Raw genomic sequence first — 14,298 nt, forward strand, 5'->3', positions numbered from 1 at the left:
GCCTCAGGGTTCCACCTTCAGGCTCGAACGAGTACCCGCAACAACCTTAGTCCTCAGATCGTGAGCAGCGACGTCAGCGGCCGGTCCGGCAGCCTGCCGCGTCCACCGAGGGCCTCCAGTTCGAGGACCACCGCGACCGAGACGACCTCGGCACCCGCCGCTTCCAGCAGTTCCACGGCCGCGCCGAGTGTGCCGCCCGTGGCGAGCACGTCGTCGATGACCAGCACGCGACGACCGGTCAGGTCGATCCCGTCGGCGGGAATCTCCAGTGTGGCGCTGCCGTACTCGAGCGAGTAGGAACACGAATGGACCGGCGGCGGCAGCTTGCCTGCCTTGCGCACCGCGAGCACGCCGGCTCCCATCGCCCGCGCCGCGCCCGCGCCGAGCAGGAACCCGCGGGCGTCGATACCGGCGACGAGGTCGGCATGCCTGCCGACCGCGACCAGTGCATCCACGACGTCACGGAACGCATCCGCATCCGCGAAGACGGGCGTCAGGTCGGCGAACCGGACGCCCGTCTGAGGGAAGTCGTCGGCCCATCGGATCAGGCGTGCGACATCCTCGGATGCCAGGGAAACGGCGCCGGCTGCGCCGGGAAGATCGGTGCTCACCTGAGAAGTATCCACCGATCCATGTTCCAGCCAGAACCGGCGATCGTGGAATTCGGCACCGCCGCGTGCATACCGTGCGCGATCGAGATGCTGCGCGGGGCCGCGAACAGTGGAATCGTCGGCATCTCGGACCACAGGATGTTCTCGGCCTCCGTGGTGAGATTGAGGCGACTCCCGTCCGAGGTGTCGACCGCGAGTTGGTCGGCGATCTCGGTGACGCGCCCGTTGACGAAGCCTCCCAGGTTCGTGCCATTTCCGGTCGCGAGCGAATACGCCGGGGTCACGAGCGAATCGACGCCTGCGGCACCCTGCGCCCCTGCCGTGCCTGCGAGGACCGCGTCGAGCGCGCCCGAACCCAGCGCCCCCGGCGTCCAGTCCGGTGAGCCGGCGTCCTCCACGGTGATGTCCGCCGGAGCACACGCCTCCGCGATCGCGGCGACGATGTCGGCCCGACGCCGGTCCGGGGCGAGATAACCGATGCGAACGGTGACGTCACCCTGACCGGACGCATCCATCGACCGTCGCGCCGCGTCGACGTCGGGCTCGCGGTAGCGGCCGTCGGCGACACCCGCGGCGGTCGGGTAGATCAGCATGTCCTGCTGGGCGAGCCGGGAATCGAGGACCCCCGAACCCAACCCAGACGACTTGTCGAAGCCCGGATGCCCGTACTCGTCGAACAGTCGCTGACGAGGAACGCAGGACGCGAAGGCGCGGCGGGCATCGGCGGACGCGAAGACACCTGTCGTCGCCAGCACGAGCTGCTCGCTGCTGCGGCCGGGCGCCGTGGTCGTGTCGTAGCCGTCACCCGGCGACAATCCCTCGATCTCCCCCGGCGCCGTGTCGATGACATCGAGATCACTCGACTCGAGGTGCGACGGCAGATCGGAGTTCTTGGGCCACACCACGATCCGCTCCGTACCCGGCGAATTGCCCCACCAGCGTTCGTTCGCGACGAGCACCACCTCGCCGTTCTCGCCGACCGAATCGAGCCGGTACGGACCGGACGACGGGAACAACGCCGGATCCGCCTGTCCCGGGACGAGATTCCACCCGTTGTTCCAGAACTCGGCGAGCCTTCCGATCGCGTCCGGGTCACCCGAGGACACCGCGCCCACGACGTCCGGAACGTTCGCGACCCGACCCGCGACATGCGACGGCATCAACGCTGTCGCCCCGAACAGGGCAGGCCACTCGGCATACGCCCGGCCCGGTTTGAACACCACGGTCGCATCTTTCGACCCGGGCTGGCAGTCGACACGATCGATGTCCGTGTACCCGGCCCGACTCGCGGACCGGAACTGCCCGAACCTGCCGCTGCTCGCCGCCCACGCCAGCACGAGGTCGTCGCACGTGACCGGGACACCGTCCGAGTAGACGGCGTCCGGGTTGAGCCGGTAGCCGACGGTCAGTGTGTCGCCGGGAACGGTGGTCGCCGTCCCCATGTCACCATCCGACAGCGCGGTGCCCTCCGGCCCGATGTAGCTCAGTCCCGGCAGCACCCGGACGAACGCCTGCCTCGCGCCACTCGCCGCACCGTCGACGGTGTTGGCGTTGTAGGTGGTGACGACGTTGTCGATCGCGTACCCGATCGACGGAACCTGGTCCTCCGGGGAGGAACAGGCCGCGCCGGTCGCGATCAGTGCGAAGGTGGCGGCCACCGCCGAGGCGCGCCTGCCGCGGGAGTGGCCGAAACCCCACCAGGTCACCATGCTCTACTGCCTCTTCTTGTTGCGCTTTCCGGTCGGCCGGGCACCCGGTTTGGGCGCCTCGGCGGTGTGACGCAACACGGGCGCCGACCCACCCGAGCCTGCCAGTGCGACCCCGGAAACCGAATTCGACCCGCCGGACCGTGCAGCACGCTCGGCGCGGCGCGCCGCGACCTTGCGGGTGTGCGCCGCGACCGGACCCCACCGCTCCTTGATCGACACGAGCATCGGCGTCGCGAAGAAGATCGACGAGAACGCGCCGACGATGATACCGACGAGCTGAACGACCGCGAGGTCCTTCAGAGTGCCGACACCGAGCAGGCCGACGGCGACGACGAGCAGGCCGATGACCGGCAACACGCTGATCAGCGTGGTGTTGATCGACCGCATCAGCGTCTGGTTCACCGCGAGGTTCGCCTGCTCCGCGTACGTCCGCCTCGTCGTGTGCAGCACGCCTCGGGTGTTCTCCTCGACCTTGTCGAACACGACGACGGTGTCGTACAGCGAGAAACCGAGAATCGTCAGGAAGCCGATCACCGTGGCGGGCGTGACCTCGAGGCCGACCAGCGAGTACGCGCCCGCGGTCACGACCATGTCGAAGAACAGGGCGATGATCGCGGCGATCGCCATGTCCCGCTCGAAGCGGACTCCGATGTAGATGCTGACGATCACAAGGAACACCACGAGGGCGATCAACGCCTTCTTGGTGATCTGGCTTCCCCACGTCTCACTGACGTCCGCGATGCTGATCGCATTCTTGCTCGGCTGGCCGTTCTGATCCTCCGGCTGGAAGGCGTCGAACAGTGCGTTCTGGAGTTCCACAGTCTGGCGGGCGTCGAGCGCCACCGACCGGATCTGGATGGTCGAGCTGTCACCGGTGCCGACCGTCTGCACCGACACGGGGTCCTCGCCGAGGGTGTCGGCGTACACCTCCTCGACCTGTTCCGTGGTGGCGCCCGATGCCGCCGGGAACTGGATGCGCGAGCCACCCTCGAAGTCGATGCCGAGCGAGAATCCTCGGAAGACCATGCTGGCGAGCGAGATCAGAACCAGCGCAGCGACGATCCCGTAGTACATCCGGCGCTTGCCCACGACGTCGAAGGCGCCGGTGCCGGTGTAGAGGCGCGAGAACAGCCCGTGCTTGGGCAGCGACGTCTGGTCGACGGTGTCGTCGGCCAGATTCGCGGTGGCCGTGTCGGTTCCCGATCCGGTGGGTCCCTGGGGGTTCGTCATGATCAGGACTCCTTCGCCTGCGCCGCAGCGGCCGCAGTCTTGCGTTCACGTGCCACCTCGGTCACCGCACCGAGGCCGTTGACACTCGGCTTCGACCAGAAGGCCGACTTGGACGCGAGATGGACCAGCGGGTGCGTCACGAGGAACACGACGATCACGTCGAGGATCGTGGTCAAACCGAGGGTGAACGCGAACCCGCGCACCTGACCGACCGCGAGGACATACAGGACGGCAGCGGCGATGAAGCTCACGGCGTTGCCGGACAGGATGGTCCGCCGCGCCCGCGCCCAACCACGGGGAACCGCGGAGCGGAAGCTACGTCCCTCCCGCATCTCGTCCTTGATGCGTTCGAAGTAGACGACGAACGAGTCCGCGGTCATGCCGATACCGATGATCAGACCGGCGATACCCGCGAGGTCGAGGGTGAACCCGATGTAGCGGCCCAGCAGAACCATGATCGCGTAGACCAACAGACCCGACAGGATCAGCGACAGGGCCGTGAGGACGCCGAGCATCCGGTAGTAGATCAAGCAGTACAGCAACACCAGCACGAGACCGATCGCGCCCGCGATCAGGCCGGCCTCCAGCGACGCGAGACCGAGGGTCGCGGACACCGTTTCCGCCTCCGACGCCTCGAACGAGAGCGGCAGCGAGCCGTACTTGAGGGTGTTGGCCAGCTCCTTCGCGGTCGTGGCCGTGAAGTTGCCGGTGATCGAGGTCGCGCTGCCCGCAGGCGTCGCACCCTGGATGACCGGGGCGCTGACGACCTTCGAGTCGAGGGTGAACGCGGCCTGCTTGCCGATGTTCGCCGCCGTGAACTGCGCCCAGGTGCTGCTCGCATCCGACTTGAAGGTCAGGGACACCTCATGACGTGCCTGCTGCGAGTTGAAGGCCGACGAGGCATCGGAGATGTCCTGGCCGTCGATGATGCTCGGCCCGAGCAGGTACACGGTCGTGCCGTCCGTCGAGCACGCCACGAGAGGGAGCGTCGGGTCGTCGTTGCCCTGCAGCGGATCGGAGGCGTTGCAGTCGAGCGTGGCCATCGCCTGCTGCTGCACGGCCGGATCGGTGCTCTGGCGGGTCGCCTTGGCCTCGGCGATCTCCGCGGCCGCCTCGTCGGTCTGATCGGTTGCCTCGGGGGCAGGCGCCTCGGTCGCGGGAGCCTCGGCGGTCGGTTCCTGTGCCTGTGCCGGGAACGGACGGTTCTGCGGCGCGGGGGCCTCCGTCGCCTCCGGAGCAGCCGGGGTCTCGGTGGCCGCGGGCGCCGCCGGCGCCGTGGTCCCCTCCGGAGTCGTCGCAGGCGCGGGCTGCGCGCCTCCGGCTGCCTGCGATCCGAGCACCGGCCGGATGTACAGACGCGCCGTCTGACCCAGGGTGCGGGCCTGCGCACTGTCGTCACCGGGAACGGTGATCACCAGGTTGTCGCCGTCGATGACGACCTCGGAGCCGGACACGCCGAGACCGTTCACACGCGTCTCGATGATCTCCTGCGCACGGCGCAGGCTGTCCTGGCTGGGAGTGCTGCCGTCCGGCGTCCGCGCCGTCAGGGTGACACGCGTGCCGCCCTGCAGGTCGATGCCGAGCTTCGGGGTCGGTGATTTGTCCCCGGTGAAGAAGACGAGCGCGTACAGCGCGGCGACGATCAGCCCGAAGATCACGAGCGAACGCGCAGGCCGGACGGCTCCGCTGGGTGATGCCACGATCCGTTGTTCTCCTAGTTGCTCGGTACCGCCACGGAAGCCGCAGTGGAGTGCGGACCGTCGGCCCTACACACGACCGCTGCCGAGTGTGTGATCACTCGGCAGCGGGATGCGATCGGTTCATTCCTTGTCGAGGCGCCGCTGCGTCTGCTCGGGAGTTTCCTCGAGAGTGGTCGCCGCGCCGTCGCCGGGGGTGTCGGCATCGCCGTTCACGTCGGCATTGTCGCTTTCGTCGACATCGTCATCGTCGTCGAGATCGTCGGCGTCTTCGGTGACGAGTTCACGGATGACCATGCGGGACCAGGTGGACACCACGCCCGGCGCGATCTCGAGGTCGACCGTGGACTCACCGAGGGCCGCAACCGTGCCGTACAGACCCGCGGTCGTCATGACGCGGTCACCGACGCTGAGCGAATCCTGCAGTTCCGCGGTCTTCGCCATCTCCTTCTTCTGACGGCGGATACCGAGGAACATCGGCACCAGCAGGGCGAGAATCAGGAGCGGGAACAGCAATTCCATCGTTGAAGTCAGTCCTCGAGGGTCATCCGTGTCCGGTCCCGTGTGGACCGGCCCGCCACACAGTCTGCCACTACTCCCGCAGCGCCTGCTGCGGTTCATTCACACGCACGTCGATCCCGCCGGACGCGGCCTCCGGCGGTGGCGTCAGCCCGAGCCATTCCCACGCGGCGGCCGTCGCGACGCGACCACGCGGAGTGCGGGCGACCAGGCCTGCCCGCACCAGGAAGGGTTCGCACACTTCCTCGACGGTTCCGGGCTCCTCACCCACCGCGACCGCGAGTGTCGAGACACCGACCGGTCCCCCGCCGAAGCTGCGCACCAATGCGCTGAGCACCGCCCGGTCCAGCCGGTCGAGTCCGAGTTGGTCGACGTCGTACACGGCCAGCGCCGCCCGGGCGACGTCGCGAGTGATGACCCCGTCGGCGCGCACGTCGGCGAAGTCCCGGACGCGACGCAGCAGCCGGTTCGCGATACGCGGGGTGCCGCGGGACCGGCCGGCAATCTCCGCGCTCGCCTCGTCACCGAGGTGCACACCGAGAATCCCGGCCGAGCGCAACAGGATTCGCTGCAGCTCCGGCGGATCGTAGAAGTCCATGTGCGCGGTGAACCCGAACCGGTCCCGCAGCGGCCCGGTGAGTGCGCCCGACCTGGTCGTCGCGCCCACGAGGGTGAACGGGGCTACCTCCAGCGGAATGGATGTGGCGCCCGGCCCCTTCCCGACGACGACGTCGACGCGGAAGTCCTCCATCGCCAGGTACAGCATCTCCTCCGCCGGACGGGCGATGCGGTGGATCTCGTCGATGAACAGCACGTCGCCCTCGACCAGGTTGCTCAGCATCGCCGCGAGGTCACCGGCCCGTTCGAGCGCGGGACCGGACGTCAGACGCAACGACGTACCGAGTTCCGTGGCGATGATCATTGCCATCGAGGTCTTGCCGAGGCCGGGAGGCCCCGACAGCAGAATGTGGTCAGGGGTGCCGCCGCGCATCTTGGCACCCGCGAGCACGAGCTGGAGCTGCTCCCGAACGCGGGGCTGGCCGATGAAGTCGTCGAGCGACGACGGACGCAGGCTCGCCTCGATGTCGCCGTCGCCGGCGACCAACTCGGCCGAGACCTGCGATTGCGCGGGATCGCCGAACTCGATCCCGTCGTCGTCGCTCACCGCGTCTTACCCAGCAGTGCGAGCGCGGCTCGCAACGCGCGGGAGGTGTCGGCGTCGGGGTCGGCGGCGAGGACCGAATCCGTCGCAGGCTCGGCCTGCCTCAGCGGGAACCCGAGGCCGACGAGTGCCTCGACGATCTGGTCGCGGATGGGCCCCGCGGCGGGCGCGCCCGTCGGCGACCCCGGCGCCACGGGCACGGCCTCGACCTTGTCCCGCAACTCGACGACCATGCGTTCGGCGCCGCGCTTGCCTATGCCGGGTACGCGGGTCAGCGCGGTGACGTTGCCCTCGGCGAGTGCCTTGCGCAGCGCCTCGGGCTCGAGGACCGCGAGGGTCGCCATCGCCAGCCGAGGGCCGACACCGGACACCGTCTGCAGCAGACCGAACAGGTCGCGGGACTCCGTGTCGTGGAAGCCGTACAGCGTCATCGAGTCCTCGCGGACGATCATCGCGGTGACCAGGCGGGCGTCGGCGCCGCGCTGCAGGGTCGCGATCGTCGCCGGAGTCGCGTTGAGCCGGTATCCGACACCCGCGGCCTCGATCACCACATGGTCGAGTGAGATCTCCAGAACCTCGCCCCGTACGGACGCGATCATCGTGTACCTGCCTTCTTCACCCTGGACCTGTTCAGTTCCGCGAGGCGCGCCTCGTACCGTCTCTTCTGGTCGGCCGCTGCAGCCTCGGCGCGTGCCATTCGCTCGATCATCGGCGCTCGCCAACAGTGGCAGATGGCCAGTGCGAGCGCATCGGCGGCGTCCGCGGGCCGAGGCGCCTCCTGGAGGCCGAGAATGCGCGTCACCATCGCGGTGACCTGCGCCTTGTCGGCGCGCCCGTTGCCGGTCACCGCCGCCTTGACCTCCGACGGCGTGTGGAACCGGACCGGCACACCCCGCTGACTCGCGGCGAGCGCGATGACACCACCCGCCTGGGCGGTCCCCATGGCGGTCGAGACCTGATGCTGCGCGAAGACGCGTTCGATCGCCACGACTTCGGGGCCATGCACGTCCATCCAGTGGCACGCCGCGTCGTAGACGGAGTTCAAGCGCAGCGCCAGATCCATGTCCGCCGGGGTGCGCACCACGTCGACGTCGAGCGCGGTCACCTGCCTGCCGCGCCCGGACTCCACCAGCGCGATACCGCACCGCGTCAGCCCGGGGTCGACACCCATCACCCGCACGTGCCCACCTCTCACCAAGACTCACAGCCGCTACGAACAGCTGTTCGAGAGTATAGGCGCGTGCGGTGACAAGACCGCGGACCAACACGGTCCGCCGGTCAGCGGTTCGACCGGATGGCCGCCAGGTCCCGACCGTCCCGGAGTTGGGCGGCGATGGCCTCGATCCGGTCGGCCGACTCCCGCCAGCCGCGAACCGCCTCCTCGTGGACGATCTTCCCGTCCCGCCGTGTCACCACCGTCCACGGCAACCCAAACAGGGCCCGCATGAACACCCAGATGGGGACCAGCAGCAAGAGCAGCAGGAACTCGAGGCCGACGACCAGTGCCAGCAGCAGAACCGGCAGCATCAGGACCGCCAGCACGATGCCGATGACGGCGCTGATCGGGTCGTCCCCGAGTGAGCTGCCGTCGAAGCCGGGGCCCCAGTCCGGCACGGACGCCCGCCGCCGCCACGGCAGCCATCGGCGGCGGACGCTCCACCGAACGTTCCGGTCGTCCCGGAATCGCACCGGCCCGGCCTCAGGCGTCGAGCTCGGCGAGGACCTCGTCGGAGACGTCGACGTTGGTGTAGACGTTCTGCACGTCGTCCGATTCCTCGAGCGCGTCGACGAGCTTGAACACCTTGCGTGCGCCCTCGACGTCGACGGGGACCTCGACCGAAGCCCGGAAGTCGGGATCGGCGGCGTCGTAGTCGATGCCCGCGTCGACGAGTGCGGTACGCACCGCGATCAGGTCACCGGCCTCGGACACGATCTCGAACTGGTCACCCAGGTCGTTGATCTCCTCGGCGCCTGCCTCGAGCACGACCTCGAGGATCTCGTCCTCGGAACGGCCTGCCTTGTCGAGAAGCACGACGCCCTTGCGAGTGAACAGGTACGACACCGAACCGGGGTCGGCCATGTTGCCGCCGTTGCGGGTCATCGCGGTTCGGACCTCGCCCGCGGCGCGGTTGCGGTTGTCGGTGAGGCACTCGATGAGCACGGCGACACCGTTGGGGCCGTAGCCCTCGTACATGATGGTCTGCCAGTCGGCGCCGCCCGCTTCTTCACCGGCGCCGCGCTTGCGCGCACGCTCGATGTTGTCGTTCGGGACGGACGTCTTCTTCGCCTTCTGGATGGCGTCGTACAGCGTCGGGTTGCCGGCCGGGTCACCACCACCGGTCCGCGCCGCCACCTCGATGTTCTTGATCAGCTTCGCGAAGGCCTTGCCGCGCTTGGCGTCGATCGCAGCCTTCTTGTGCTTGGTGGTGGCCCATTTGGAGTGGCCGCTCATGCGTGAATTCCCTCTTCCCGGTGTGTTTGGGTGCGCCCGCAGCAGCGAGGCGGCCACGGCAGGAAGCACACAGTAGCGCCAGTTTACCCGCGCGAGACCAGCGCCTCGCGGACCATGCCGACGAACAGTTCGTGCACGCGTCGGTCGCCGGTCACTTCGGGATGGAACGAGGTCGCCAGAACACCGCCCTGACGCACCGCGACGACGCGGCCTGCGGCCGGCCCCTCCGGCACGGTTGCCAGGACCTCGACGCTCTCCCCCACGCGCTCGACCCACGGCGCGCGGATGAACACGGCCCGCATCGGGGCGCCCGCGACGCCCGCGAAGTCGAGGTCCTCCTCGAACGAGTCGACCTGCCGCCCGAAGGCATTGCGCCGCACGGTGATGTCCAGACCCGACAGGCACTGGGCGTCCGGGCGGGTGTCGAGGATTTCGGAGGCGAGCAGGATCATCCCCGCACACGAGCCGTAAGCGGGCATACCCTCGCGGAGACGTTGGCGCAGCGGTTCGAGCAGGTCGAAGACCACCAGCAGTCGGCTCATCGTCGTCGACTCGCCGCCGGGGATCACCAGTCCGTCGACAGCGGCGAGTTCGCTGCTCCGCCGGACGGTGACGGCCTCGGCGCCGGACGCGCGTAGTGCCGCGATGTGCTCGCGGACGTCACCCTGCAGGGCGAGCACCCCGATCACGGGTCGGCGGTCGGGTTCGACCGGGGTGGGATCCCCCGGGACGTGCGCGGTGTCGATGACGGATCCAATCACATTGTCGGTAAAGATCTTTCACTCACTCTCTGGGTCGCGCAGCAGGCGGGTCAGACCCTCTTGAACCACCGCTGCGACCAGGTCACCGGACCGGTCGAAGATGCGGCCCTGGGTGAGGGCGCGGCCGAAACCGGCCGAGGGCGACGACTGGTCGTACAGCAACCACTCGTCGGCGCGGAACGGACGAAGGAACCACAGTGCGTGGTCGAGCGAGGCCTGCTGCACCCGTACGTCGGCGTGCGGCACCTGCGCCGACCCGAGCAGGGTCATGTCGGACATGTACGCCAGCGTGCAGATGTGGAAGACGGGGTCCTCGGGCAGCGTGCCGCGGTACCGGAACCACACCTGCTGCTGGGCGGGCACGCCCGGCCTGCGGGTGATCTGCTCCTGGGGGACGAACCGCAGGTCCCAGTCCGCCCACTCGCGGTACTCCCACGACAGCTCCTCCACCGAGCGGGCGGTGTCGGGGAGTTCGTCCGGGTCCGGGACGGGAGGCATCCGGTCGGCATGCTCGATACCGGCGTCCCCGACGTGGAACGACGCCGACATCGTGAAGATCGCCTGACCGTCCTGCACCCCGGTGACGCGGCGGGTGCAGAAGGACCGGCCGTCGCGGATGCGGTCAACGAGGAACACGGTCGGGATCGTGGGGTTCCCCGGGCGAAGGAAGTAGCCGTGCAGGGAGTGCACGCGGTACTGCTCGTCGACCGTGCGAACAGCGGAGACGAGCGCCTGTCCCGCCACCTGGCCACCGAACGTGCGGGTGAGCATCGTGTCGGCCACTATCCCCCGGAAGATGTCCTTCTCGAGCTGTTCGAGTTCGAGGATCTCTTCGATCGACGACATGGCGTGTCCCCTCTTCCGGCAGGTGCTCAACCTAGCAATGCGACGGCCCCGCATCAGGTATGCGGGGCCGTCGTCGATCACTCCGTGCGGGTCACCAACCGCGCTCGGCGAGCCGGTGCGGCTGCGGGATCTCGTCGACGTTGATACCGACCATCGCCTCGCCGAGGCCGCGCGAGACCTTCGCAAGGACATCCGGGTCGTCGAAGAAGGTGGTGGCCTTCACGATCGCAGCGGCACGCTCGGCCGGGTTGCCGGACTTGAAGATGCCCGATCCGACGAAGACGCCCTCGGCGCCGAGCTGCATCATCATCGCGGCGTCGGCCGGGGTCGCGATGCCACCGGCGGTGAACAGCGTGACGGGCAGCTTGCCCTCCTTGGCGACCTCGACGACCAGCTCGTACGGCGCCTGCAGCTCCTTGGCCGCCACGTACAGCTCGTCCTCGCTCATCGACCCGAGGCGACGGATCTCCGCGCCGAGGGTCCGCATGTGGGTGGTGGCGTTGGAGACGTCGCCGGTGCCGGCCTCACCCTTCGAGCGGATCATCGCCGCGCCCTCGGTGATCCGGCGCAGGGCCTCACCCAGGTTGGTGGCGCCGCACACGAAGGGAACGGTGAACTTCCACTTGTCGATGTGGTTGGCGTAGTCGGCCGGCGTCAGGACCTCGGACTCGTCGATGTAGTCGACTCCGAGGGACTGCAGGATCTGCGCCTCGACGAAGTGGCCGATGCGGGCCTTCGCCATCACCGGGATCGAGACCGCGGAGATGATGCCGTCGATCATGTCGGGGTCGCTCATGCGGGACACGCCGCCCTGGGCGCGGATGTCAGCCGGGACACGCTCGAGTGCCATCACGGCGACGGCGCCCGCGTCCTCGGCGATCTTCGCCTGGTCCGGGGTGACGACGTCCATGATGACCCCGCCCTTGAGCATCTCGGCCATCCCACGCTTGACGCGGGCCGTGCCGACCTGGGCAAGCGAAGCAGCGGGGGTTTCTGGGGTGCTCACGGCATGACTCCATCGGTAGTGACCTGTATCGGGAAACGCCCGCGCCGTGGTCCGGTGTCGCGTATTCCTCGTACCGACCACGCTCGGGTACCTCAATCCTAGGGCGTGGGCGTCCACGTCTCATCGCCCGGTCAGCGAATGGAACGGACCCCCGGGTCCTCTTCTTTCGCGGCGACGTCCTCGGCCTCGGCCAGCAGGTCGGGCAACTCGGTCGGATAGACCACCTCACCGCCTGCCGCGATGGCCCGCATGTCGTCCGCGGTGCACCAGCGGTGGTCGGTGATCGCCCGGCGTTCCTGCTCGGTGAACCCACCGCGCTGCGGGCTGAACGCGGCGCGCCGCAACACGAAGAACAACTCCTCGGAGCGGATCACGTCGCCGTCGTACGGGAACACCGCGACCCGCCGCCAGATCGGCCCACGAAGCGAGGAGGCGTCCACGTGGAGACCCGTCTCCTCCCGGATCTCTCTGACCGCGGCCTCCCGCAGCGTCTCCCCCTGTTCGACACCGCCGCCGATCGTGAACCAGAAGTGCACGTCCGGGACCTTCGGGTCGTGCCCGCGCAGCAGCAGCACCCGCCCGTCCTCGTCGAGCAGCACCACGCGTGCCGAGGTTCGCATCTCGTCGACACCCGCGCCCGCCGAGGCGGTGGGGCGTTCGGCGATCTCGAAGTACGTCGGAAGCGGCGCGGTGCCGCCCAGGTGCAGCCAGCGAACCGGCCTGCGGGTGCGTAGCGCGAGCGTGTCGCGGACCGCGTCGTTGTGGAACCGGCGCGCGATGAGCACCCGAGCCTCGGCGTCGGCCAGTTCCGCCACCAACTGCGGCGGCAGTGCCGCGCTCGGCACCGCGGTCAGCGCAGCGGACAGGCGGTTCTCGGTGGACTCACGCTGAGCGCGGTCGGCCCGTTCGGCCTGATCGGCCAACGCCGCCAACCGTTCTCCGTCCAGTTCCGGGCGTGGCGCGGACCCGAACGTGTAGCCCGTCGGGACCACCGCGACGGCCACCGCGCGCGCCACCACCGCCCTGCGGGCCAGCGCCGCGTCCAGCGCCTGCCACGAGAGATCGGAGCGAACGTGCAACCGGTCGAGGCGGTTCGCTGTGCCGTATGCCCACACCGCGACCGCGACGAGTATCGCGACGACGAGCGCGATGACGAGGATCGTCGTCGCGGAGAAGGTCATCACGCCTCCACCCGCACGCCGCGCGCACCGATGGTGACCGTCTCGTACACCCGCAGGATCTGTTCGGCCACCACCGGCCAGTCGTACTCGGCGACGACCTCGGTGGCCACGCCGACGAGTGCACGGCGCCGGTCGGGATCGGACAGCAATCCGTCGACCGCCGCGGCCAGCGCGGCGGAGTCACCGATCGGAGTCAGGATTCCGGCGGTCCCGTCCCGCAGCACCCTCCGGAACGCGTCGAGTTCGCTCGCGACCACGGCGGTGCCCGCCGCCATCGCCTCGACCAGCACGATGCCGAACGACTCACCACCGAGATTCGGTGCGCAGTACACATCGGCGGACCGCAACGCCGACGCCTTCTCCTCGTCGCTGACCTGCCCGAGCAGCCTCAGGTGTTTCGCGTACCGACCGGCTTCCTTGAGCAGCCGGTCCTCGTCGCCGCGGCCGACCACGAGAACCTGGAGGTCGGGGTGCCGCTCGACCAGCGCGGGCAGTGCGCCGAGCAGGACCGCCATCCCCTTGCGGGGCTCGTCGTAGCGGCCGAGGAACAACACGGTGCCGCCTTCACGCGGATAGCCGTCGAGCGGAGCGGCGTCCGCGAACGCGGAGACGTCGACACCGTTCGGGATCTCCACGGCGTCCGAGCCGAGCGACTCCACCTGCCAGCGGCGAGCAAGTTCCGACACCGCGATCCGGCCGGAGATCTTCTCCAGATACGGCTGGAGCACACCCTGAAAAGTACTGAGCACCAACGACTTCGTCGTGGAAGTGTGAAAAGTCGCGACGATCGGGCCCTCCGCGATCTTCATCGCGAGCATGGACAGACTCGGGGCATTCGGCTCGTGGATGTGCAGCACGTCGAAGTCGTTGTCGGCGATCCACCGCCGCACCCGGGCGTACGCGACCGGCCCGAACGTCAGCCGGGCGACCGACCCGTTGTAGGGAATCGCGACCGCGCGGCCGGCAGAGACGACGAAGTCGGGCAGCTCCGTCCCGTCCGAGGCAGGCGCCAGCACACTCACCCGATGGCCGCGCTCGATCAGCACGTGCGCGAGCTCGACGACGTGCGCCTGCACACCGCCGGGCACGTCGAACGAGTACGGGCACACCATCCCGATCTTCAC

General features: G+C 68.9%; 15 protein-coding genes. All 15 read right to left on the reverse strand.

Features of this window, described 5'->3' with window-relative positions:
* Nucleotides 1–53: 53 nt before the first annotated feature.
* A complete protein-coding gene (locus RHCRD62_RS17660) occupies nucleotides 54–611 on the reverse strand; it encodes an adenine phosphoribosyltransferase (RefSeq protein WP_050066052.1) in 558 nt (185 codons plus the stop codon).
* The gene (locus RHCRD62_RS17665) at nucleotides 608–2,320 is read right to left on the reverse strand and encodes an ABC transporter substrate-binding protein (RefSeq protein WP_050066053.1); all 1,713 of its coding nucleotides are present in this window, start codon (nucleotides 2,318–2,320) and stop codon (nucleotides 608–610) included. The genes RHCRD62_RS17660 and RHCRD62_RS17665 overlap by 4 nt, the downstream gene beginning before the upstream one ends.
* A 3-nt stretch (nucleotides 2,321–2,323) precedes the next feature.
* A complete protein-coding gene (gene secF / locus RHCRD62_RS17670) occupies nucleotides 2,324–3,550 on the reverse strand; it encodes a protein translocase subunit SecF (RefSeq protein WP_050066054.1) in 1,227 nt (408 codons plus the stop codon).
* 2 nt (nucleotides 3,551–3,552) lie between these two features.
* Nucleotides 3,553–5,250, reverse strand: a complete 1,698-nt coding sequence (secD, locus tag RHCRD62_RS17675; protein ID WP_050066055.1) for a protein translocase subunit SecD — start codon at nucleotides 5,248–5,250, stop codon at nucleotides 3,553–3,555.
* Between the two features lie 120 nt (nucleotides 5,251–5,370).
* Complete coding sequence (yajC, locus tag RHCRD62_RS17680; RefSeq protein WP_050066056.1) at nucleotides 5,371–5,769, reverse strand: preprotein translocase subunit YajC; 399 nt, start codon at nucleotides 5,767–5,769, stop codon at nucleotides 5,371–5,373.
* Between the two features lie 70 nt (nucleotides 5,770–5,839).
* Complete coding sequence (gene ruvB, locus RHCRD62_RS17685; protein ID WP_050066057.1) at nucleotides 5,840–6,931, reverse strand: Holliday junction branch migration DNA helicase RuvB; 1,092 nt, start codon at nucleotides 6,929–6,931, stop codon at nucleotides 5,840–5,842.
* Nucleotides 6,928–7,527, reverse strand: a complete 600-nt coding sequence (ruvA, locus tag RHCRD62_RS17690; RefSeq protein ID WP_050066058.1) for a Holliday junction branch migration protein RuvA — start codon at nucleotides 7,525–7,527, stop codon at nucleotides 6,928–6,930. The genes ruvB and ruvA overlap by 4 nt, the downstream gene beginning before the upstream one ends.
* Nucleotides 7,524–8,108: a crossover junction endodeoxyribonuclease RuvC gene (ruvC, locus tag RHCRD62_RS17695; protein WP_084734337.1), complete on the reverse strand. Its 585-nt coding sequence runs from the start codon at nucleotides 8,106–8,108 to the stop codon at nucleotides 7,524–7,526. The genes ruvA and ruvC overlap by 4 nt, the downstream gene beginning before the upstream one ends.
* Before the next feature lie 98 nt (nucleotides 8,109–8,206).
* Nucleotides 8,207–8,617, reverse strand: coding sequence for a hypothetical protein (locus RHCRD62_RS17700; RefSeq protein WP_050066060.1), 411 nt, complete (start codon nucleotides 8,615–8,617; stop codon nucleotides 8,207–8,209).
* A 10-nt stretch (nucleotides 8,618–8,627) separates the two neighbouring features.
* Nucleotides 8,628–9,380 carry a YebC/PmpR family DNA-binding transcriptional regulator gene (locus RHCRD62_RS17705; RefSeq protein ID WP_050066061.1) on the reverse strand — a complete coding sequence of 251 codons (753 nt, stop codon included), beginning with the start codon at nucleotides 9,378–9,380 and terminating at the stop codon, nucleotides 8,628–8,630.
* Between the two features lie 83 nt (nucleotides 9,381–9,463).
* Complete coding sequence (gene pdxT, locus RHCRD62_RS17710) at nucleotides 9,464–10,126, reverse strand: pyridoxal 5'-phosphate synthase glutaminase subunit PdxT (RefSeq protein WP_050066256.1); 663 nt, start codon at nucleotides 10,124–10,126, stop codon at nucleotides 9,464–9,466.
* A 33-nt stretch (nucleotides 10,127–10,159) separates the two neighbouring features.
* On the reverse strand, nucleotides 10,160–10,987 hold the full coding sequence (locus RHCRD62_RS17715; RefSeq protein ID WP_050066062.1) for an acyl-CoA thioesterase: 828 nt from the start codon (nucleotides 10,985–10,987) through the stop codon (nucleotides 10,160–10,162).
* A 91-nt stretch (nucleotides 10,988–11,078) separates the two neighbouring features.
* Nucleotides 11,079–11,993, reverse strand: a complete 915-nt coding sequence (gene pdxS / locus RHCRD62_RS17720) for a pyridoxal 5'-phosphate synthase lyase subunit PdxS (protein WP_050066063.1) — start codon at nucleotides 11,991–11,993, stop codon at nucleotides 11,079–11,081.
* A 131-nt stretch (nucleotides 11,994–12,124) separates the two neighbouring features.
* Nucleotides 12,125–13,174, reverse strand: coding sequence for an NUDIX hydrolase (locus RHCRD62_RS17725; protein ID WP_050066064.1), 1,050 nt, complete (start codon nucleotides 13,172–13,174; stop codon nucleotides 12,125–12,127).
* Nucleotides 13,174–14,298: a glycosyltransferase family 4 protein gene (locus RHCRD62_RS17730; protein ID WP_050066065.1), complete on the reverse strand. Its 1,125-nt coding sequence runs from the start codon at nucleotides 14,296–14,298 to the stop codon at nucleotides 13,174–13,176. Before RHCRD62_RS17730 ends, RHCRD62_RS17725 begins: the two co-directional genes overlap by 1 nt.

Source organism: Rhodococcus sp. RD6.2 (genome assembly GCF_001040705.1).
Taxonomy (GTDB): Bacteria; Actinomycetota; Actinomycetes; order Mycobacteriales; family Mycobacteriaceae; genus Rhodococcus_G.